This window comes from Azospirillum sp. OGB3, assembly GCF_014192915.1.
Lineage (GTDB): Bacteria > Pseudomonadota > Alphaproteobacteria > Azospirillales > Azospirillaceae > Azospirillum.
This window is the reverse complement of record NZ_JACHYN010000012.1, coordinates 1-21376: the sequence shown is the minus strand read 5'-3', so window position 1 is coordinate 21376 and position 21376 is coordinate 1. Positions and strand designations below refer to the sequence as shown.

The 21376-nt window shown below is 70.8% G+C and carries 21 protein-coding genes; 11 read left to right on the top strand and 10 right to left on the bottom strand.

Translation table 11 applies throughout. The features are described from left to right. The first annotated feature begins 49 nt into the window (after nt 1–49). The 8 genes from FHW79_RS21555 (at nt 50) to FHW79_RS21520 (ending at nt 8962) form a co-directional block, all read left to right on the top strand. Nucleotides 50–2719, top strand: coding sequence for a 2-oxoglutarate dehydrogenase E1 component (locus tag FHW79_RS21555; protein ID WP_183180818.1), 2670 nt, complete (start codon nt 50–52; stop codon nt 2717–2719). Nucleotides 2720–2761: 42 nt separating this feature from the next. Continuing rightward, on the top strand, nt 2762–4462 hold the full coding sequence (locus tag FHW79_RS21550) for an acyl-CoA dehydrogenase family protein (protein WP_183180817.1): 1701 nt from the start codon (nt 2762–2764) through the stop codon (nt 4460–4462). A 112-nt stretch (nt 4463–4574) separates the two neighbouring features. Continuing rightward, nucleotides 4575–5534, top strand: coding sequence for a LysR substrate-binding domain-containing protein (locus tag FHW79_RS21545; protein ID WP_183180816.1), 960 nt, complete (start codon nt 4575–4577; stop codon nt 5532–5534). Between the two features lie 120 nt (nt 5535–5654). Next, nucleotides 5655–6407: a glucose 1-dehydrogenase gene (locus FHW79_RS21540; protein WP_014199621.1), complete on the top strand. Its 753-nt coding sequence runs from the start codon at nt 5655–5657 to the stop codon at nt 6405–6407. Nucleotides 6408–6513: 106 nt separating this feature from the next. After that, a complete protein-coding gene (locus FHW79_RS21535; protein WP_183180815.1) occupies nt 6514–7719 on the top strand; it encodes a CoA transferase in 1206 nt (401 codons plus the stop codon). 93 nt (nt 7720–7812) lie between these two features. Next, on the top strand, nt 7813–7968 hold the full coding sequence (locus tag FHW79_RS21530; RefSeq protein WP_183180814.1) for a hypothetical protein: 156 nt from the start codon (nt 7813–7815) through the stop codon (nt 7966–7968). A 111-nt stretch (nt 7969–8079) separates the two neighbouring features. Then, nucleotides 8080–8682, top strand: coding sequence for a cytochrome c oxidase subunit 3 family protein (locus FHW79_RS21525; RefSeq protein WP_183180813.1), 603 nt, complete (start codon nt 8080–8082; stop codon nt 8680–8682). A 4-nt stretch (nt 8683–8686) separates the two neighbouring features. Further along, the gene (locus tag FHW79_RS21520; RefSeq protein WP_183180812.1) at nt 8687–8962 is read left to right on the top strand and encodes a cytochrome C oxidase subunit IV family protein; all 276 of its coding nucleotides are present in this window, start codon (nt 8687–8689) and stop codon (nt 8960–8962) included. A gap of 61 nt (nt 8963–9023) precedes the next feature. Here FHW79_RS21520 and purT read toward each other — a convergent pair whose 3' ends face one another. Further along, entirely contained in the window at nt 9024–10193 is a 1170-nt protein-coding gene (purT, locus tag FHW79_RS21515) for a formate-dependent phosphoribosylglycinamide formyltransferase (RefSeq protein WP_183180811.1), read from the bottom strand. Nucleotides 10194–10270: 77 nt separating this feature from the next. After that, on the bottom strand, nt 10271–10765 hold the full coding sequence (locus FHW79_RS21510) for a hypothetical protein (RefSeq protein WP_183180810.1): 495 nt from the start codon (nt 10763–10765) through the stop codon (nt 10271–10273). A gap of 317 nt (nt 10766–11082) precedes the next feature. On the opposite strand from FHW79_RS21510, the gene FHW79_RS21505 reads away from it, so the two are divergent. From FHW79_RS21505 to FHW79_RS21495, 3 genes are read left to right on the top strand one after another with little or no spacing between them, the layout of a single operon-like run. Continuing rightward, on the top strand, nt 11083–12129 hold the full coding sequence (locus FHW79_RS21505) for an iron ABC transporter substrate-binding protein (RefSeq protein WP_183180809.1): 1047 nt from the start codon (nt 11083–11085) through the stop codon (nt 12127–12129). A 28-nt stretch (nt 12130–12157) separates the two neighbouring features. After that, complete coding sequence (locus FHW79_RS21500) at nt 12158–13138, top strand: iron ABC transporter permease (RefSeq protein ID WP_183180808.1); 981 nt, start codon at nt 12158–12160, stop codon at nt 13136–13138. Beyond that, complete coding sequence (locus FHW79_RS21495; RefSeq protein WP_183180807.1) at nt 13135–13947, top strand: ABC transporter ATP-binding protein; 813 nt, start codon at nt 13135–13137, stop codon at nt 13945–13947. Before FHW79_RS21500 ends, FHW79_RS21495 begins: the two co-directional genes overlap by 4 nt. On the opposite strand, the gene FHW79_RS21490 is transcribed toward FHW79_RS21495, so the two are convergent. The 8 genes from FHW79_RS21490 to FHW79_RS21455 form a co-directional block, all read right to left on the bottom strand. Then, on the bottom strand, nt 13935–14576 hold the full coding sequence (locus FHW79_RS21490; RefSeq protein ID WP_183180806.1) for a protein-methionine-sulfoxide reductase heme-binding subunit MsrQ: 642 nt from the start codon (nt 14574–14576) through the stop codon (nt 13935–13937). The two genes, FHW79_RS21495 and FHW79_RS21490, sit on opposite strands and share 13 nt — an antisense overlap. 1 nt (nt 14577) lies before the next feature. After that, nucleotides 14578–15525 (bottom strand): protein-methionine-sulfoxide reductase catalytic subunit MsrP, encoded by a 948-nt coding sequence (gene msrP / locus FHW79_RS21485; RefSeq protein WP_183180805.1) that lies wholly within the window; start codon nt 15523–15525, stop codon nt 14578–14580. A gap of 290 nt (nt 15526–15815) precedes the next feature. Further along, nucleotides 15816–16844, bottom strand: a complete 1029-nt coding sequence (locus FHW79_RS21480) for a Gfo/Idh/MocA family oxidoreductase (protein ID WP_183180804.1) — start codon at nt 16842–16844, stop codon at nt 15816–15818. Between the two features lie 5 nt (nt 16845–16849). Continuing rightward, nucleotides 16850–17485 (bottom strand): bifunctional 4-hydroxy-2-oxoglutarate aldolase/2-dehydro-3-deoxy-phosphogluconate aldolase, encoded by a 636-nt coding sequence (gene eda / locus FHW79_RS21475; protein WP_014199635.1) that lies wholly within the window; start codon nt 17483–17485, stop codon nt 16850–16852. Then, entirely contained in the window at nt 17482–18231 is a 750-nt protein-coding gene (locus FHW79_RS21470) for a GntR family transcriptional regulator (RefSeq protein ID WP_183180803.1), read from the bottom strand. Before FHW79_RS21470 ends, eda begins: the two co-directional genes overlap by 4 nt. 22 nt (nt 18232–18253) lie before the next feature. Then, the gene (locus FHW79_RS21465) at nt 18254–19186 is read right to left on the bottom strand and encodes a sugar kinase (RefSeq protein ID WP_183180802.1); all 933 of its coding nucleotides are present in this window, start codon (nt 19184–19186) and stop codon (nt 18254–18256) included. A 146-nt stretch (nt 19187–19332) separates the two neighbouring features. Continuing rightward, complete coding sequence (locus FHW79_RS21460) at nt 19333–20277, bottom strand: DMT family transporter (RefSeq protein WP_183180801.1); 945 nt, start codon at nt 20275–20277, stop codon at nt 19333–19335. A gap of 166 nt (nt 20278–20443) precedes the next feature. Continuing rightward, nucleotides 20444–20920, bottom strand: coding sequence for a hypothetical protein (locus tag FHW79_RS21455; RefSeq protein WP_183180800.1), 477 nt, complete (start codon nt 20918–20920; stop codon nt 20444–20446). Nucleotides 20921–21376 lie beyond the last annotated feature (456 nt).

Sequence of the window (21376 nt, the reverse complement as noted above, 5' to 3'; positions counted from 1 at the left end):
CGACCGCCATCAAACCGACGGATGTTCAATCGCATGAACGGTGTGCGCCATGTCTAGGCCGTCCTCCCCGCTCAACGCCGCCGGAGCCGCCTATCTCGAAGCGTTGCAGGAGCGTTTCCGCGAGGACCCCGCGTCGGTGGACGTGAGCTGGCGCGCCGTCTTCCAGATCCTCGACGAGCTGGGTGCGGTTCCCGCCGGGATGCCGGCGGATGGTCCGGCCGGCGATCCGACGGTTCCGCTGCGGCAGGAGGAAATCCGCCAGCGCGGCCACGCCGCCGCCGCCCTCGACCCGCTGGGCCGCGCCGCGCCTCCCGCATCCTCCGTGTCCGAAGACGCTGAAACCGCGCGCCTGCGCCGGCTCTACCAAGGCACGCTGACGCTGGAAACCGCGCACATCGACGATCCGGCGCTGCGCTCCTGGCTGCGCGACGCCTATGAGGGGGCGGAGACCACGCCGCCCGCCGAGGCGCGCCGCCGCGCCCTGGCGCTGCTGACCGCGGCGGAGGAGTTCGAACGGCTGCTCGGCGTCCGCTACCCGACCAAAAAGCGCTTCGGGGCGGAGGGCATGGAAACGCTGATCCCGCTGCTCGACCGCATCCTCGCGGCGGCGGCGGCGGCGGGCGTCACCGAGGTGCAGGTCGGAACCATGCACCGCGGCCGGCTCAGCCTGATGGCCAACGCGCTGGGCAAGCCGCTGGTCGAGCTGTTCGCCGGGATCAAGGGCATGCACCCCTTCCTGGCCGACCCGCCGGTTCCCGCCGACGTGCCCTATCATATGGGGGTGGAGAGCACCCTGTCCTTCGGCGAGCGGTCGCTGGCGCTGACCCTGTCGCCCAACCCGTCGCATCTGGAGGCCATCAACCCGGTCACGCTGGGCCGCGCGCGGGCGCGCCAGGACCTGGAGAAGGAGCGTGGGGGTGAGGCCAAGCGGGTGCTCTGCGTGCTGCTGCACACCGACGCCAGCGTGATCGGCCAGGGCAGCGTGACGGAGGCGCTGCAACTGTCCGGCGTTCCCGGCTTCACCGTCGCCGGCACCATCCACGTCATCGTCAACAACCAGATCGGCTTCACCACCGAGCGGGAGGAGGCGCGGACCTCGCTCCACTGCACCGGCCTGTGGAAGGCGGTGGACAGCCCGATCCTGCACGTCAACGCCGACGATCCCGACGCCGCCCTGCGCGCCGCCGACCTCGCCGTGGCCTTCCGGCAGGCGCACGGGCGCGACGCGGTGATCGACCTCGTCGGCTACCGCCGCAACGGCCACAACGAGATCGACGAGCCGCGCTTCACCCAGCCGCTCGACTACAAGGCGATCGACGCCCACCCGGCGGCCCGCGCGCTCTACGCGCAGCGGCTGGCCGCCGACGGGCTGGTCGGTCCCGAGGAGGCCGAGGCGCTGGCCGCCGGGCACAAGACCCGCTTCCAGGAGGCGCTGGCCGCGGCCTCCGACCACCGGCCGAACCACGACGGCTTCCCCGGAGGACGCTGGGCGCCCTTCGCCCCGGCCGGCGCGGTTCCCGCCGAACCGGACAGCGGGGTTACCGACGACCGGCTGCGCGGGCTGCTGGCGGCGCTGGCCGCCATTCCCGACGGGCTTGCCGTGGACCGCAAGGTGGAGCGCGTCATCCGCCGCCGCGCCGAGGAGCCGCTGGACTGGGCGACCGGCGAGGCGCTGGCCTTCGCCACGCTGCTGGCCGAGGGCACGCCGGTGCGGCTGACCGGCCAGGACGTGGTGCGCGGCGCCTTCTCGCACCGCCATTTCGCGCTGACCGACACCGTCACCGGGCGCCGCCACGTCAGCCTGAACCATCTGGGTGTCGAGCAGGCGCGGTTCGACGTGGTCAACAGCCCGCTGTCGGAATACGCCGTCCTCGGCTTTGAATACGGCTACAGCCTGGAGCGGCCCGACGCGCTGGTGATCTGGGAGGCGCAGTTCGGCGACTTCGCCAACGGCGCGCAGATCATGATCGACCAGTTCATCGTCAGCGCCGAGGACAAGTGGCGCCAGCCCTCCGGCCTCGTCATCCTGTTGCCGCACGGGCTGGAGGGGCAGGGGCCGGAGCATTCCTCCGCCCGGCCGGAACGCTTCCTCCAGATGGCGGCGCGCGACAACATCCGCGTCGCCCACCCCTCGACCCCAGCCAACTACTTCCACCTGCTGCGCCGGCAGATGCTGCGCCGCGACCGCAAGCCGCTGGTGGTGCTGAGCCCGAAGACGCTGCTGCGCCTGCCCGCCGCCGTGTCGACCCTGGCCGACTGCGCGCCGGGCACCGCTTTCCAACCGGTGATTGTCACCGCCGGGGCGCGGGTCGAGCGCATCCTGCTGTGCAGCGGCAAACTGGCCTACGAGCTGGAGCGCGAGCGGGCCGAGTGTGGGGCGGAGGATGTGGCGGTGGTCCGGCTGGAAATGCTGTACCCTCTGCCCGCCGCTGCGCTGTCGGCGCTGTTCCGTCGCTGGCCGGGCGCGTCCTGCGTCTGGGTGCAGGAGGAGCCGTGCAACCTCGGCGCCTGGACCTATCTGGACCGCCGCTTGGAGGCGTTGCGCGCGGCCGCCGGCTGCGCCGAACCGCGCGTCGGCTGCGTGGCCCGTGACGAGGCGGCGTCGCCCGCCGGCAGCTTCCACGGCGACCACGAGGCCGACCAGCGCCGGCTGGTGGAGCGGGCCTTCGCCGGGATCGCCGCGTCCCTCCCGCCCCGCGAGACGATCGCGGCGGACTGAGCAAGAACAACACCAAAACAACACGCACCGAGGAAACGCGCCATGTCGTCCACCCCAACCTCCAACGGCCCGCTTCCGCTGTCTGATCCGCTGGCCGACCTGTTGTCCACCACGGCGGCGGCGCTCGACGCGGTGGCGCGGCTGGCCGAGGCTGCCGAGCGCGGCGTCGCCGCGCTGGTGGCGCCGGACGGGCGCGTCGATGCGGCGGCGCTCGACCGCCATCAGGTGGCGGCGCACGGCTTCGCCTGGGTGGCGACCTACGCCGAGGCGCTGCGCCAGATGCAGGGCTGGGCGGAGCGGCTGGACCGGGCCGGCCGGCTGGGCGAGCTGGAGGCCTGCATGCTCCAGGCCGCCTTCGGCGAGTATCTGGCCCAGCTCGACGGCGGTCTGGCGATGAGCCAGGGCGAGATGGTCCGCCCCGCCGATTTCGGGCTGGACGACGCGGAGCGCGCCGCCTTCCGCACCGACGCGGTGCGCCGGCTGATCGCCGCCGGCAACGCCTCCACCCTGCGGCTGCGCATCGCCGAGCTGCTGGCCGACGCGCTGCATGGGGGCGGCTTCGGCGAGGCGGCGCTGGAGGACGAGGCGCTCGACATGGTGCGCGAGCAGTTCCGCCGCTTCGTCGCCGACGTGGTGGAGCCGCACGCCCACGAGTGGCACCTGAAGGACGAGCTGATCCCGATGCCGGTCGTCGAGCAGATGGCCGAGATGGGCGTCTTCGGCCTGACCGTGCCGGAGGAGGACGGCGGGCTCGGCATGGGCAAGCTCGCCATGTGCGTGGTGACGGAGGAGCTGTCGCGCGGCTACATCGGCGTCGGCTCGCTGGGCACCCGGGCGGAGATCGCCGCCGAGCTGATCCGCCTGGGCGGCACCGCCGAGCAGCGGGCGCGCTGGCTGCCGCGCCTCGCGTCCGGCGAGATCCTGCCGACCGCCGTCTTCACCGAGCCCAACACCGGCTCCGACCTGGGCAGCCTGCGCACCCGCGCGGTGCTGGACGGCGACACCTACCGCGTCACCGGGGCGAAGACCTGGATCACCCACGGCAGCCGGTCGGACCTGATGACGCTGCTGGTGCGCACCGACCCGGACGCCCCCGGCTACCGCGGCCTGTCGATGTTGCTGGCCGAGAAGCCGCGCGGCACCGAGGCGGACCCCTTCCCGGCCGAGGGCATGAGCGGCGGCGAGATCCCGGTGCTGGGATATCGCGGCATGAAGGAGTACGAGATCGGCTTCGACGGCTTCGCCGTGCCGCGTGATAACCTGCTGGGCGGCGTCGAGGGCCAGGGTTTCAAGCAGCTGATGGCGACCTTCGAATCCGCACGCGTCCAGACCGCCGCCCGCGCCGTCGGGGTGGCGCAGAACGCGATGGAGCTTGGCCTGCGCTACGCCCAGGAGCGCGTCCAGTTCGGCCGCCCGCTCGCCGCTTTCCCGCGCGTCGCCGGCAAGATCGCCTGGATGGCGGTGGAGACGATGATCGCCCGCCAGCTCACCTATTTCGCCGCGCGCGAGAAGGACAGCGACCGCCGCTGCGACATCGAGGCCGGCATGGCCAAGCTGCTGGCCGCGCGCGTCGCCTGGTCGAACGCCGACAACGCGGTGCAGATCCATGGCGGCAACGGCTACGCGGTCGAGTATCCGATCAGCCGTGTGCTGTGCGACGCCCGTATTCTGAATATTTTCGAAGGAGCGGCGGAAATCCAGGCCCAGGTTGTGGCCCGCGGCCTGCTCACCCGGCGCAATTGATCGCGAGACACGGCGGAGGACCGGGCAGGACTGACCTGTCAGGACTCCGCTTGTGTCATACCGGCGTATTCGCTATCCGACGCGGAGACCGAACGACGAGACCTGTCCCGCGATGGAACTTCTGGAACTGCGCTACTTTGTTCAGGTGGCCGACCTTGGCAGCTTTTCCAAGGCGTCGGTCAAGCTTGGCATCACCCAGCCGGCGCTCAGCCGGCAGGTGCAGAAGCTGGAGCACGAGCTGCGCACCAGCCTGTTCTACCGCCATGGCCGCGGCGTCTCGCTGACCCAACAGGGGCGCAAGCTCTACGACGTGGTGCGCCATCTGCTGGGCGCGCTGTCGGAGATCAAGGAGGAGATTCAGGACCAGTCGGAACGGCTGACCGGCTCCGTCACTCTGGGACTCCCGCCGTCGATCTGCGCCACGCTGGGGGCGCCGCTGGCCCGCCGCTTCCACGAGAACTACCCCGACGCCACGCTGCGCATCCACGAGGTGTTCAGCGGCACGCTGCTGGAATGGGTCGAGGGCGGGCGGCTCGACCTCGCCGTGCTCTACGACGCCCGGCGCGGGCGCAGCATGCTGTCCTCGCCGCTGCTCGTCGAAAATCTGCTGCTCGTCCAGCCCGCCAAGGACGCGGTGGCCGGCGACGACGGGCCGGTCGAGGTGGAGACTTTGGGCGGTCTGCGCTTCGTGCTGCCGGGGCTGGAGAATGGGCTGCGCCGGGTGGTCGACGCGGCGGTGCGGCGGGCCGACATCGACCTCCAGGTCGACATGGAGATCGATTCCGTCACCGCCATCAAGCAGCTGGTGGAGGAGGGCATGGGCTCGACCATCCTGCCCTTCGGCGCCGTCCACCGCGAGGTGCGGCAGGGCCGGCTGATCGCCCGCGAGATCAGTTCGAAGGACATGCACGCCATGCTCGTCACGGCGACGCCGCTGCACCAGCCGGTGTCAAAGGCGACGCGCGCCCTGCTGCGGCTGATCCACGCCGAGGTGGCGAAATGCGTCGCCAACGGCGTGCTGAAGGGGAAGGTCGTCGCCCCCGGCAGCGCCGGGGAGAACACCGCCCCATGATGCGATGGTCATGACCGGCTGTGCGGGCTGATAGCAGCTATGACGGATGGTCCATAGCACGACCGGTGCGGCGCGGATAGCCTCCCCATCACCACATAATCCCTTGGGGAGGAAACAAGAATGACGAAGCGTCTGGACGGCAAGGTCGCCCTGATCACCGGTGCGGCGCAGGGGCTGGGCCTCGCGATGGCCGAGACCTTCGTGCGCGAGGGTGGCCGCGTCGCGGTCGTGGACATCAACGGCGATGCCGCCAAGGCGGTCGCGGAACGGCTGGGCGAGTCCGCCATCGGCATTGCCGCCAACGTCACCAGGATGGCCGATGTCGAGATGACCATCGCCGCCACCGTCGAAAAGTTCGGGCGGCTGGACATCTTGGTCAACAACGCCGGCTCCACCCACGCCAACGGCCCGTTCGAGAATGTGACGGAGGAGGAGTTCGACCGCGTCTTCGCGCTGAACGTCAAGTCGATCTACCTCTATTCCAAGGCGGTCGTCGCGACCATGCGGGCGCAGAAGTCCGGCGTGATCCTGAACCTCGGCTCCACCGCCGGCCTGCGGCCGCGTCCGGGCCTCGTCTGGTACAACGCGACCAAGGGTGCGGTGCACAACATCACCAAGTCGCTGGCGCTGGAGCTGGCGCCCGACAACATCCGCGTCTGCGCGCTCGCCCCGGTCGCCACCGAGACGCCGCTGCTCGCCACCTTCATGGGCGGCGACACCCCGGAGAAGCGCGCGCGCATGATGGGCATCGTGCCGCTTGGCCGCCTGGGCCAGCCGACCGACGTCGCCAACGCCGCCCTCTACCTCGCGTCGGACGAGGCGGCCTTCCTGACCGGCGTGGTGCTGGAGATCGACGGCGGGCGCTGCGTGTAAAGCGCATCGGCCTTTACCCCCATCCTAACCCTCCCCCGCCCAGCGGGGGAGGGCCGGGGTGGGGGCACCCGTCCACCACGTCGTTTCCATCTGGATCGAGACTCCCATGTCCTCGCTTCTCTCCGATCTGCGCGTCGTCGAGGTGTCGGCCTTCATCGCGGCACCGCTAGGCGGCATGACGCTGGCCCAATTGGGCGCGGAGGTAATCCGCATCGACCCCATCGGCGGCAACATCGACTACCGGCGCTGGCCGGTGGCGCCGAACGGCACCAGCCTCTACTGGACCGCGCTGAACAAGGCGAAACGGTCGGTGACGCTGGCGCTCGACCGGCCGGAGGGGCGGGAGATCGCCCAGGCGATCATCACCGCCTCGGGCGAGAACGCGGGCTTCCTGCTGTCCAACCTGCCGGCCAGCGGCTGGATGGGCTACGAGGCGCTGTCGGCCAGGCGCGACGACCTGATCATGCTGCGCCTGACCGGCAATCCGGACGGGTCGGCGGCGGTGGACTACACCGTCAACTGCGCCAGCGGCTTCCCGATGGCGACCGGCCGCGGCGGCGAACCGGTGAACCACGTGCTGCCGGCCTGGGACGTCGCCGCCGGCCTCTATCTGGCGACCGGCCTGCTGGCGGCGGAGCGGCACCGCCGCCGCACCGGGCGCGGGCAGGAGGTGACGGTGGCGCTAGCCGATGTGATGCTGGCGACGGTCGGCAACCTCGGCTACCTCGCCGACGTCCGGGTCAACGGCGCCGTGCGCCCGCCGATGGGCAACGACCTGTACGGCGCCTACGGCCGCGACTTCGCCACCGCCGACGGACGGCGGGCGATGGTCGTCGCCATCTCCAACCGCCAGTGGAAGGCGCTGGGCAAGGCGACCGGGTTGACCGAGCGGCTGGCGATGATCGGCCCGCTGATGGACGTGGACATGAACGACGAGGGCGGGCGTTTCGTGGCGCGCGACGCCATCTCCGCCGTGCTCGCCCCCTGGTTCGCCGCCCGCACGTTGGCCGAGGTGGAGAGCGCCTTCGCCGGGACAGGCGTGCTGTGGGGGCCGTACCGCGATTTCGGCCAACTGGTGGCCGAGGACGCGCGCTGCTCCACCGCCAACCCGCTGTTCCGCGAGGTCGAGCAGCCGGAGGTCGGGCCTCTGCTGGTTCCCGGCTCGCCCCTCGGCTTCCCCGGCCTGGGCGAGCGCACCGACCACCGCCCGGCACCCGTCCTGGGGCAGGACACCGACGCGGTGCTGGCCGATCTGCTCGGCCTGCCGTCGGCCGAGATCGGCCGCCTGCACGACGCCGGGATCGTCGCCTGACCATGTGAACGGGGCGAGACGACCGGCGCGCGGGCGTGTTGGTGAGGCTTACGGCGGACCGCACCGGCCCGCCTCATGCCGGAGGATGACGCAATGGGCGACAACCGCAACACCGACTCCCAACCGCAGGCCGAGAACGACCGCGCGGCCGGCAAGCCCGACGACAAGTCGGCGGCGACCAAGGACGAGATGACCAAGGCCCAGGAGGATGCGGCGCGGGAGCGCGCGGACAAGGGCGGCTATCAGTAACCGGTTCCAACTGATCGAAAACGGGCCGCGAGTTTGCCCTTGGGCAAAGACGGCCCTCCTCTCCCGCGTCATGGTCCCTTCCGGTCATCACCTCCGGTAAGGACAGCGGATATGACGGAAACTGCCGCGCCGACGACGGTCGTCGCTGCGGACGGGGCTGCGGACGGGGAGGCCGCCGACTGGGGGCCTCTCTCCAGCCTGCCCGGCAACCCCATGATGTGGATTCTCATCCTGGGGGAGCTGGCGGCCTTCGGGGCGATGTTCATCGGCTTCGCGGTGACGCGCGCCCTCGACCCGGCGACCTTCGACGCCTCGCAGGCGCAATTGGACCGTCTGCTCGGCGGCGTGAACACCATGGTTCTGGTGACGAGCGGCTGGCTGGTCGCCGTCGCCGTGCGGCGCCGGGTCTCGGGCCGCTCCCACCGGGTAGCGATGCTCGGCGCGATGGCCCTCGGCGGCCTGTTCCTCGCCATCAAGGCGGTCGAGTACGGCGACAAGATCGGTCGGGGCCTGACGCTGGAGACCAACAGCTTCTTCCAGCTCTATTACTTGTTGACCGGCTTCCACGCGATGCACGTCGCCGCGGGGATCGTGATCCTGGGCATCGTCACGTGGTGGGACAGCCTGGAGAACCTGGAGACCGGGGCCGCCTTCTGGCACATGGTGGACCTGATCTGGGTGCTGCTCTACCCCATCGTCTATCTGCTGAGGTGAGGCGATGGCGATCCTGACACGCACCTGGATGGTCCTGATGCTGCTCACCGCCGTCTCGATGTGGGCGGGGCATGGCAGCGGCGGTCTCGGCCCGCTCGGGGTCGGACTTGTTCTCGCTGCGGCCAACCTTAAGGCCGACCGGATTCTCACCCACTACCTGGACCTTCACCGCGCGGAGGGCGGTTGGCGGGCGGGGTTCCGGAGTCTGCTCACCCTGCTGGGGGTGGCACTCTTCGGGATCTACGTTCTCTATCCGATGATCGGCGCGGCTCTGCGCTGAGAGGCGGTTCGCAGCCGGGCCGCGCCGTCGGAGGTCGACGGTCACGCCCGGCTCCGCAACGTCACTCGTAGCGGATGCTGATCGCCGAGGCCGCTTTCAGCGCGCGCTCGCGCGCGTCGTCGGTGTCGGTGCCGGCGGCGAGCGCCACGCCCATGCGGCGGTTCTTGCGGGTCGTCGGCTTGCCGAACAGACGGACGTCCACGTCATGCTCCGCGCTGCCCACGCGCATGGCGTCGGCCAAGCCTTCGATGGCGAAGCGCTCCGCCTCGCGGTCGGCCAGGACGACGGCGGAGGCGGCCGGGCCGCGGACATGGATCGCCGGGATCGGCAGGCCCAGGATGGCGCGGGCGTGCAGGTCGAACTCCGACAGGTTCTGCGACAGCAGGGTCACCATGCCGGTGTCGTGCGGGCGCGGCGACAGCTCGGAGAAGACGACCTCGTCCTTCGTGACGAAAAACTCGACGCCGAAAATGCCGTAGCCGCCGAGATTGTCCACGACCTTCGCCGCCATGTCCTTGGCGTCGTCCAGCAGCGCCGTGGGCATCGGCACCGGCTGCCAGGATTCCTGATAGTCGCCGCGCTCCTGCCGGTGGCCGATCGGCTCGCAGAACAGAATGCCCTCGCGGGTGCGGACGGTCAGCAGGGTGATCTCGTACTCGAAGGGCACGAACTCCTCGACGATGACCTTCCGGCGGTCGCCGCGCATGTTGGCGACGGCGTAGGTCCAGGCAGCCTCAAGCTCCGCCGCGGTGCGGACGGTGCTCTGCCCCTTGCCGGAGGAGGACATGACCGGCTTGATGACGCAGGGCAGGCCGGTGTGCTCCGCCCCCGCGATCACCTCCTCCAGGCTTTCGGCGTAGCGGTACTTGGAGGTGCGCAGCCCCAGCTCCACCGCGGCGACCTCACGGATGCGGTCGCGGTTCATCGTCATCGTGGCGGCGCGGGCGGAAGGCACGACGGTCAGGCCGGCGTCCTCGAACTCGTGCAGCACCTCGGTGCGGATGGCCTCGACCTCCGGCACGATGAAGTCGGGCGCGTGCTTGGCGATGGCCGCGCGCAGGGCGTCCGCGTCGAGCATGGAGAAGACCTCCGCCGCGTCAGCGACCTGCATCGCCGGGGCGTTGGCGTAGCTGTCGCAGGCGATGACCTCGCAGCCGAGGCGCTTGGCGGCGATGACGAACTCCTTCCCGAGTTCGCCCGAGCCGAGAAGAAGGATTTTGGCCGTGAACATGCGCGGACTCCCGTGACGCAGACGCCCGCGGAGCTTTACCCCAACGCGGGCCGTGCGTACATGGCCGACTGCATGCGTTATTGCAAGCTGCCCCAGCGCCGGGTGGAGGGCTCGGCCAGCGCCCAGCGCCACTGGCCGTCCTTTGCCCGGCAGACCGTGGTGACGTTGAGGTCCGGCGCGTCGTCCAGCGTGAAGACCACGTCCTTGCAGGGGATCGCCTCGCCGAAGCCGCGGGCCACCTGCACGGTGCCGGTCTTGCCGCTGAGCGGCAGCTTCTCCTCCACCGTCCAGGTCGCCGCCTGCCCGACGGCGAGCGGACCGGCGGCGCGGGCGACGGCGTTGTGGACGTTGTCGGTGATCCGCCGCTCCGCGTATTTCACGCCCTGGTCGATGCCGTAGCTGGCCCCGGCGCCGGCGATGATGCCCAGCACCGGGTTGCCGGTGGCCGAACCGACCGTCGCCGCCACGCCCGCCGTGGTCACCCCCGTGACCGCCGAGCCGAACCCGGCGCAGCCGGACAGCGCGAGCAGGGCGGCGGGAAGGAGGACGCGGCGGAGCGGGGATGCGGTCATGGAGCGGAACGGGGTTTGGTGGGCGGACCGCCGCACCCTATCCTTTCGGATGGAGAGGCCGCCCGTGGCCAAAGCGTGACCTTCGCGGGCGGCGTCCCTCTCCCGCCTCGGGAGAGGGTGGCCCGAAGGGCCGGGTGAGGGTAAAGCCGAGGATCAAGCGCCAGCCCATCCCCGGGACCCTCACCCTTCCCGCGCCTTGCGCGGGCCCCTCCCCTCTCCCGGGGCGGGAGAGGGGATTCAATGGCGATTGTCGTATGGACGGTGGCGGGCGCAGACCCCATGCTTTGGAAGAGCGCTACGGGAGAAGCAGGATCGGCATGGCGGGCAGACGACGTTGGATCGCGGGAGCCGGGCTGCTGCTCGCGCTGATGGCCGGGCCGGCGGCGGCGGAGCGGATGGTCACGGACTCCTCCGGACGCCGCGTCGCCGTGCCGGACCGGGTGGAGCGCGTGTTCCCCGCCGGGCCGCCGGCCTCGGTCGTCGTCTACATGCTGGCGCCCGACAAGCTGCTGGGCTGGACACGGGCGATCAGCCCGCCGGAGCGGCCCTTCCTGCCCGACCGCTACGCCGACCTGCCGGAGCTGGGGCGGCTGACCGGGCGCGGCAACACCGTCAACCTGGAAACCGTGGTCGCCGCGAAGCCGGACGTCGTCGTAGACGTCGGCAGCACCGCCCCGACCTTCGTGTCGCTGGCTGACCGGGTGCAGGAGCAGACGCGGGTGCCGACCCTGCTGATCGACGGGCATCTCGCCGACTCCCCGCGCACCTTCCGCACGCTCGGCACGCTGATGGGCGTGGCGGAGCGGGGGGAGGAATTGGCCCGCTACGCCGAAACGACGCTGGCCGAGGTGCGCCGACGCTTCGAGAGCGTGCCGGAGGACCAGCGGCTGAAGGTCTACATGGCGCGCGGGCCGCGCGGGCTCCAGACCGGCATACGCGGCTCCATCAACGTCGAGGCGCTGGATGTCGCCGGGGTGCGCAACGTCGCGGCGGAGAATCTCGGCGACGGCGGGCTGGTCAACGTGTCGATGGAGCAGGTTCTGGCCTGGCAGCCGGACGCCATCGTCACCATCGACCGCGGCTTCTACGAGAGCGTGTGGACCGACCCGCTGTGGCAGGGGGTGAAGGCGGTGCGCGACCGGCGGGTCTATCTCTCGCCGGGGCTGCCCTTCACCTGGATCGATTCCCCGCCCGCCGCCAACCGCCTGCTCGGCCTGCGCTGGCTGGGCGCCGTCCTCTATCCGGAGCTGTTTCCGGAGGATCTGCGCGAGGAGACGCGACGCTTCCATGCCCTCTTCTACCACCGCGAACCCACCGCAGAGCAGATCGACGCCCTCCTCGCGGGAAGCCGCCCGCCGGGGTGAGCTCCTATTCGTTCTGACTCTGGGCGGGGTGGCCGCGTTGCTGGTCGCCGCGGTCTGCGTCGCCTTCAGCATTGGCGCCTATCCCGTCACGCCGGGGGACCTGGCCGGGCTGCTCGCGGCGAAGCTGGGGCTCGGGAGCGCCGCCGTCGCCCCGGCGGTGGAGACGGTGATCTGGGACATCCGCGGCCCGCGCGTGCTGACCGCCATGCTGGTCGGAGCGGGGCTGGCCGCTTCGGGCGCCGCGTACCAGGGGCTGTTCCGCAACCCGCTGGTCTCGCCGGACATTCTCGGCGTGTCGTCGGGGGCGGCGCTGGGGGCGGTGTTGGGAATCTTCGCCTCGCTGCCGGTCCTCGCCATCCAGGGCATGGCCTTCGCGGGCGGGCTGCTGGCGGTGGGGGTGGTGCTGGCCGTCGCCTCGGCCATCCGCGGGCGGGACCCGGTGCTGGTCCTGGTGCTGGGCGGCGTGGTGATCGGGGCGCTGCTGGGCTCCGGCGTGGCACTGCTGAAGTACCTGGCCGACCCCTACAACCAGTTGCCGGCCATCACCTTCTGGCTGCTCGGCAGCCTGTCGGCGGTCAACCGCGGCGACCTCGCGGCGCTGGTGCCGCCGGTGGCGGTGGCGCTGATTCCGCTGGTCCTGCTGCGCTGGCGGCTGGACGTGATGACGCTGGGCGACGAGGAGGCGACGGCGCTCGGCGTGCCGGTGCGGGTGGTGCGGATCGTGGTGATCGCGGCGGCGACGCTGATGACGGCCGCCGCCGTATCGGTCAGCGGCATCGTCGGCTGGGTCGGGCTTCTGGTGCCGCACCTCGCCCGGCTGATGGTCGGCCCGGCCTTCGTCCGGCTGCTGCCCACGGCGGTGCTTCTGGGCGCGGCCTATCTGCTGGCGGTGGACACGCTGGCGCGCAGCCTGGGGCCGGTGGAGCTGCCGCTCGGCGTCCTGACGGCGGTGATCGGCACGCCGGTCTTCCTCTGGCTGCTCGCCTTCGGAAAGCGCGGCTGGTCATGAGCGCGCGGCTGTTGGTGGAGGATCTTGCCTTCGGCTATGGTGAGCGGGTGGTCGGCGCCGGGGTCGGCTTCGCCGTGGCGGCGGGGGAGGTGCTGTGCCTGCTCGGCCCCAACGGCGGCGGCAAGACGACGCTGTTCAAGACGCTGCTCGGCCTGCTGCCGCCGTGCGGCGGGCGGGTGCGGGTCGATGGCGAGGACACCGCCGGCTGGTCGCCGCGCCGCCGGGCGCTGGCCTTCGGCTATGTCCCGCAGGCGGGGGCGGGGCAGTTTCCCTTCACCGTGCGCGAGATGGTGCTGATGGGCCGCACCGCCCACCGCGGCGCCTTCAGCGCCCCCGCCGCGTCCGACCACGCCGCCGCCGAGGCCGCGCTGGAACGGCTGGGCATCGGGCATCTGGCCGAGCGCGACTGGCTGCGCATCAGCGGCGGTGAGCGGCAGATGGCCCTGATCGCCCGTGCGTTGGCCCAGGCGCCGCGCGTGCTGGTGCTCGACGAGCCGACCGCCAGCCTGGACTTCGGCAATCAGGTGCGCGTGCTGGAGCAGGTGCGGCGGCTGGCGGACGGCGAGGGGGGCGATGGGTTGACGGTGGTCTTCTCCACCCACCACCCGGAGCAGGCCTTCGCCATCGCCGACCGGGTGGCGCTGCTGCACGACGGGCGGCTGACCCGCTTCGGCACGCCGGAGGCGGTCATCACCGCCGCGATGATGCGCGAGGTCTACGGGACGGAGGTCGAGGTGGTGGCCGTGGGGGCGGACGGGATGCGGGTGTGCCTGCCGGTCGGGCTTCGGCGGCCGGCTCAGGTCCGGTAGGACGGGGAGAGCCGCCCCGTCGCCGGCGACTTCGCGTAGCGCAGGGCAATCAGTCCCAGGAAGATCGCCGCGTAGACGAAGGGCGGGTACTGCCAGCCCTTGACCAGCATGACGTAGTGGACGCAGCCCGCCGCCCCGGCGACGAACACCGCCTTGTGCAGCGCCTTCCAGCGCCGCCCGCCGAGCCGCCGCACCATGCCGTTGGTCGAGGTCGCGGCCAGCGCCGTCAGGATCACGAAGGCGCCCATGCCGACCGTGATGTAGGGCCGCTTCACGATGTCCTTCCACACCGCCGCCCAGTCGAAGAACTGGTCCACCCCCACATAGACGGAGACGTGCAGCAGGGCGTAGAAGAAGGCGAACAGCCCGATCATCCGGCGGAAGCGCGCCAACCCCGCCTGACCCGTCAGGATGCGCAGCGGCGTGACGGCGAGTGCGACCAGGAGCAGGCGCAGCGCCCACAGCCCGCTCTGCCGCACCGCCTCGGCCACCGGCTCCGCCCCCAGCCCACCGCTCAGGCCAAGCCAGACCATCCAGCCGAGCGGGACCAGACCCAGGACGAACACCGCCGGCTTCGCCCAGCGCGAGGACAACGCCTGGGCAACCGGTCCTTTCGACGTTGCGGCCATCTCAGTAGTTCTTCCGCAGATCCATGCCGGCGTAGAGCGACGCCACCTCCTCGCCATAACCGTTGAAGGGCAGCGTCTTGCGGCGGGAGAACTCGCCGACGCGGCGCTCCGTCGCCTGGCTCCAGCGCGGGTGGTCGACCTCCGGGTTCACGTTCGAATAGAAGCCGTACTCGCGCGGCTGCGAGCGGTTCCAGGAGGTCGGCGGCTGGTCCTGCGTCAGGGTGATGCGGACGATCGACTTGATCGACTTGAAGCCGTACTTCCACGGCACGACCAGCCGCACCGGCGCGCCGTTCTGGTTGGGCAGCGTCTCGCCGTACATGCCGACTGCGAGGATGGTCAGCGGGTGCATGGCCTCGTCCATGCGCAGCCCCTCCACATAGGGCCATTGCAACACGGGATACTTCAGGCCGGGCATCTGCGAGCGGTCGGCCAGCGTCTGGAAGGCGACGTACTTGGCGTTGCCGGTCGGGTCGACGCGCTTCAGCAACTCGGCCAGCGGGAAGCCGACCCAGGGGATCACCATCGACCAGCCCTCGACGCAGCGCAGGCGGTAGACACGCTCCTCCAGCGGGAAGGACAGCAGATCCTCGATGCCAAAGGTGGTAGGCTTGCCGACATCGCCGTCCACCGCGATCTCCCACGGGCGGGTGCGCAGCGTGCCGGCGTTCTCGGACGGGTCGGTCTTGTCCGTCCCGAACTCGTAGAAATTGTTGTAGCTGGTCGCCGACTTCATGGGAGTCTGGGCGTCCATCTTGGGGTCCTTCGGGCTGACCGTCAGCGGAGCCTGGAAAGGCGCCGCCAGCGCCGGACCCGAGAGGGCACCCGTGCCGCCGAGCGCCAGGGCTGCGGCGCCGCCAGCCATGATCGAGCGCCGGGACAGGAACAGGCCGCGGGGCGTCACCTCGTTCTCGCTGGCCTGCGACGCGCTCCGGACTTTGATGAGCATGAACCCTCTCCACAAGAAAGCCGCCGGGAGGCGACAGCGCCCCCCGTCCCTCATCTAGCCTTGGTCGCCGGTCCCGGCAAATCAAGCGCGGGACACGAGTTCGTGAGCGTGACGTGAAGGGCTCTCGAATACCCTCTCCCGTCCCGGGAGAGGGAAGGGGCCCGCGCGAAGCGTGGGAAGGGTGAGGGTAACGCCGAGGATCGGGGCTTGATCCTTGATTCTACCCTCACCCGCCCGCTTGCGCGGGCACCCTCTCCCGAGGCGGGAGAGGGGCATGGTGGCCACTTGGTTCAGCTCTCCGGAACCGCCGTGACGGCGCCGCTTTCGGACGCCTGGAGGATCGCCTCGATCAGCCGGTGGACCTTCAGCGCCTCCCGCCCCGATACCCGCGGCTGGGTGCCGTGGTCGAGCGAGTCGAGGAAGTCGGCCAGGACGGCGCGGTGGTGGGCGTTGGAGAAGGCCATGGGGTCGGCCCCGCCGCCCAGCGTGCCCGCCGTCTCCCCGGCCTGGACCGTCCCGCCGGAGCGCAGTTGCACCTCCAGCCGGTCGCCGATCAACAGGGCGGAGCCGGCGGACCCGGCAATCTCGATGCGCTCCGGATAGCCGGGATAGGCCGCGGTGGTGGCGTCCACCGTGGCGAGCAGTCCGCCGTCGTAGCGCAGGGCGGCGCACACCACGTCCTCGGTGTCGATGGGGCGCAGGCCGCTGGTGGTGGCGAAGGCGTCGACCTCGCGCGGCAGGCCGAGCAGGCTGACGTAGAGGTCGAGCGTGTGGATGGCCTGGGTCAGCAGCACGCCGCCGCCGTCGCGCGCCTTCATGCCGCGTCCCGGCTGGGCGTAATAGGCGTCGTCGCGCCACCAGCGCACCACGACGGAGGCCGACAGCGGACGGCCCAGCGTGCCGGTGCGTAGCAGCTCCGCCAGCCGTTCGGCGGCGGCGCGGAAGCGGTGCTGGAGCATGACGCCGAGCGTCAGCCCGGCGCGCTCCATGCTCTCCACCACGGCGCGGCAGCCGGCGGGGGTGGCGTCGAGCGGCTTTTCCAGCAGGACGTGCTTGCCGGCGGCGGCGCAGCGGGCGACGAGATCGGCGTGGGTGTCCGGCGGGGTCAGCAGCAGGACGGCGGAGACGGTGGGATCGTCGAGGATCGCCTCCACCCGGTCCACCGCCGGCAGGCCGAAGCGCGCCGCGAAGGCGGTGCGGCGGTCGGGCGACGGGCTGAAGCAGCCCGCCACCTCCACCCGGTCCGCCAGATCCAGCAGGCTCTGGGCGTGCGGCGTCGCCGCCATGCCAAGCCCGATCACGCCGACGCGCCGCCGCATCCGGCTCAGCCCTGGGCCAGGGCGGAGGCCTCGCGGGCCAGCCGCTCGATCTCGGACCAGCGGCGCTCCTTCACGGCGTCGGCCGGGGTCAGCCAGGTGCCGCCGAGCGCGAAGACGTTGGGGAGCGACAGGATCTCCTTCACATGCTCCGCCTTGAGGCCGCCGGTCGGGCAGAAGCGGATCTCCGGCATCAGCGGGGCCATGCCGCGCAGCGCCGGGGCGCCGCCGTTCAACATCGCCGGGAAGAATTTCAGCTCGCGGAAGCCGTGCTCCATGGCGATCAGCGCCTCGGCCACCGTGGCAATGCCCGGCAGATAGGGCAGGCCGGCGGTCTTGGCGGCCTCCGCCAGACGGTCGGTCAGGCCGGGGCTGACGACGAAGCGGGCACCGGCATCGCGGGCCTGGGCGAACTGCTCCGGCCGGATCAGCGTGCCGAGGCCGACGAGGGCGCCCGGAACGCGGGCGGCGATGGCCTCCGCGCAGGCCAGCGCCGCGGGGGTGCGCAGTGTCACCTCCAGCGTGGTCAGGCCGCCGGCGACCAGCGCCTCGGCCAGGGCGACCGCGGTGTCCGGCTCGTCAAGGACGAGGACCGGGACGATGCGCGGGCCGGATAGGGAGGGTTCAAGACGCGGGTGGGTCATGTCAGGGCCTCGGCAGGAGAGAAATACAATGGTGTGGCGAGCCGCATGTCGTCGATGGTCAGCAGCAGGCCGTCGATGTGGTCGCCGAGCGCCTTCACCGCGCGGTCGGGGTCATGGTCCGCGATGGCGGTGACGATGGCCTCGTGCTCGGCGATGACGGTCGCCATGCGGCCGGGAAAGGGAAGGGTCAAGTGGCGGCAGCGGTCGATCTGCACCTTCACCTGCTGGGTGATCGGCCAAAATCCCGGATAGCCGGCAATGTCGGCGATCAGCGCGTGGAACGTCTCGTCCGCCTGATGGAAGCCGTCGGCACAGCCCGAGGCGTCGACCTCGCGCTGGCGCTCCAGGTTGGCCTGGAGAGCGGCGACTTGGCTGCGGGTGGCACGTTCCGCCGCGAAGCGGACGGTCGCCTGCTCCAGCGTCTTGCGGATCAGGTTGGCTTCGGGCAGGTCGGCGATGGGAATGCGCGCCACGAAGGTGCCCGATTGCGGAAAGACCTCCACCAGCCCTTCGTCGGCCAGCCGCAGGACGGCCTCGCGCACCGGGGTGCGGCTGACGCCGAAGGCTTCGGCCACCAGCTTCTCCACGATCGGGTCGCCCGGCTTGCGGGCCAGCGACACGATGTCGGCCCGCAGGTCGCGGTAGATCGCCGCCGCCGCCGTGGTCCCGCGCTGCGAGGCGCGGGGCGGCTTGACGATGGCTGGAACGGTCGTGGCTAGGCCCGTAGAAGTTTGCCCTGGGGGCATGGAGGGTCCCTCCGTCAGGGGATCAGCCGTCCAGCACGGACGCCATGGCGTCGCGCGGGATGACGGCGCCGCGGTGCTGGATGACCACGGCGGCGATGCGGTGGGCGGAGCGCGCCGCCTCCACGGGGCCGAGGCCCTTCAGGCGGGCGCTGAGATAACCGGCGCTGAAGCTGTCGCCCGCGGCGGTGGTGTCCACGACCTTGGCGACCTTCTCCGACGGCACGGTCTCCTCGACGCCGGGGGCGGAAACGATGCAGCCCGGCTTTTCCAGCTTCAGCACGATTTCCGTCACCCCGGCGCCGCGCACGCGGGCCATGGCGGTGTCGGCATCGGCGTCGCCGTAGAGGCCGCGCAGGTCCTCGACGCCCGGCAGGGCGATGTCGGTGCGTTCGAGCATCGCGTCGTAGGCGCGTTGCGCCGTCTCGCGGTCGGGCCACAGGCGGGGGCGCCAGTTGGTGTCGAAGGCGACGCGGCCGCCGCGCTCGCGCAGGCGGTCGAGCATGGGGAACAGCACCTCGCGCCCGCGCTCGCCCCAGATGGCCAGGCTGATGCCGGACATGTAGAGGAGGTCGTAGCTTTCCAGATCGGCGACCAGCGCCGGGCTGTCGGGCAGCACGAACAGGTCGCGGGCCGGCGCGGAATCGCGCCAGTAGAGGAAGCGCCGCTCGCCGCTGTCGTCCGTCTCGATCATGTAGAGGCCGGGGACGCGGTTGGCGACGCGCAGCACATGGCCGGTGCCGACCCCTTCGGCCTCCCAGGTGGCGACCATGGCGTCGCTGTTGCCGTCGTCGCCCAGCGCCGTCACGTAATCGGTTGCCACGCCCAGCCGCGCCATGTAGACGGCGGTGTTCAGGGTGTCGCCGCCGAAGCCCATGGTGAAGGTCCCGTCGGGACGGCGCACCAGTTCGATCATGCATTCGCCAAGGGCCGCAACCCGGCGCGCGGACTCACCCATCGCCATCCCCCGTCCGGCGGTCCGATCCGCCGGTCTGTGCTAAAGAGTTCGAACGACACGGGTTTTTAGTCCCGTGCCTCCTGGGTCAAGTATACTAATATATCAATGCGGGTGGCAAGGCTTTTCGGGCGCTGGCCATAGGGTGGTCATGCGGCGTTCCGCTGCTGCTTCTTGCGCAGCCGCTCGCGGTGGGCGGTGTAAAGGCCGCTGGCGATGATGATTCCTGTGCCCAGGAAGGTCCAGTGGTCGGGCAGCGCGCCGAAGATCAGGAAGCCCAGCAGCGTGGACCAGACGATCTGCACGTAGGAGCAGGGCGCCAGCACCGACGCCTCGCCGAAGCGGTAGGCCTGCACCATCAGCCATTGCCCCATGGTCGAGACCAGACCGATCAGGGCGCCCAGCGCCACCTCCGTTGCGGTCGGCATGGTGACGTTGAAGGGCAGCAGCACGGTCAGCACGGCGAGGCCGGTCAGGGCGGACCAGATCAGGGTGGTGGTGGGGTGCTCCTGCCCGGTCATCTTGCGGGTGATGACCACGCCTGTCGCCCAGCTCATCGCCGACAGGATGGGGAAGATGGCCGCCGGCTGGAAGGCCGCCCCGCCGGGCCGGATGACGATCAGCACGCCGAGCAGCCCGACCAGCACGGCCGCCCAGCGGCGCGGCCCGATCTTCTCGCCCAGCACCAGGATCGACAGCACGGTGACGAAGACCGGCGAGACGTAGCTGGTCGCCGCCGCCTCGGCCAGGGGCAGGTAGTGCATGCCCATGATGAAGAACAGCGCCGAGCCCAGCATCCCCAGCCCGCGCAGGACCTGGAGGCCGGGGCTGGCGGTCTTCATCACCGGCGGACCGCCGCGGATCATCAGCGGCAGCAGCAGCGTCGTGAAGCCGACGTAGCGCATCCAGCCGATCTCGATGGACGGCAGCGTCTGGGCCAGATACTTCGCCGTCGCGTCGGAGCAGGAGAAGAAGAAGACCGCGGCGACGACCATCAGGATCCCGCGCACGGGATCGTCGCGGCGCTCGCGGCCATGGGACGGCATGGTCTGGGCGGCGGACACCCCTTCCAGGGGTCGGGAGCAGTCGGGCATGGCCGGGGGGCGTTTCCAGGCAGGAGGGCGGCAGGCAAACGGATGGCCCGGGTCTCGGCCCGGTTAACCATCAGGTTACTGATATATCATGCCTGGGAACAATGGTGCGGAGCGTCATGGCAGCCATACGGCCAACCCCACGGATGTCATGACGCGGGACTGCGGATCAGCCGTCGCCGCGGTCCGTTCCGGCCGGGCCGCGCAGGGCCGAGGTGACGGCGGGAGCCGGGCGCAGCAGGGGCGTCGGCGGGTTGATCGGCAGATCCATCAGGCCACGGCGGGCGGCGTTGCGCTCCAGCTCGTAATCGGGGTCGGGAAAGCGCTGCAGGAGCGTCTCGTAGGTGTCGCGCGCCGCGGCGGGGCAGCCCAGGATGCGGAACGCCTCGCCTTGCCGCAGCAGGGCGCCGGCCTCCGTCCCGCGGTGGTAGGAGGCGAGGCTGGCCGCCACGGCGAACCAGCGGTCGTAGGCGGTCCACAGCGCCTCCACCGTCGGGCCTTCGCACCGCCCGGCCTCCACCGCCGCCTCCAGCGCCTGGCGGTAGGCGGTGTCGGGCGCCGGGCTGGTCATCGCGCAGCCGCCCGCCAGCAGGACGACGCTCGCAAGGGCGGCTCCGGCAATCGCCTGTCGGTTGCGGGTCGGCATTGGTTCCTCTCCCCCGTTGGCATGCTCTCGCCATCAGTCAAATACAACCGGGTTAAAGCCCGGTTCAAGCCGACGGGACGGCGTGTGCGGAGGTTCGTCGTTGCGGGCAAGTCGGGAGAAAAATGCTTCGAATTTCGAGGCAAAGAACAGCCAAGAATCTACGCCTTAACGGATATTAAAAGTCATATAAAAGCGGGCCGTAACATTATCCCTTGAGGTAAGCCGGATGGTTGACTCGCGGTACAGGAAGGCTATTACCTGAGGGTGTGAGAAAATAAAGCACTCGGAATTAAGGAAAATTTTAAGTGCCTTGTCCTCCCGCCCTCTAGTTGAAACCCCCGTTGCGGAGAATCCCATGCGCGCTGTCCTGGTTGAACCGAACCCCCTGATCGCCGACGCGCTCGGCCGTCAGCTCGGCATGGGGAAGATCCGCTACGACCGCCAGGACTGGGCCGG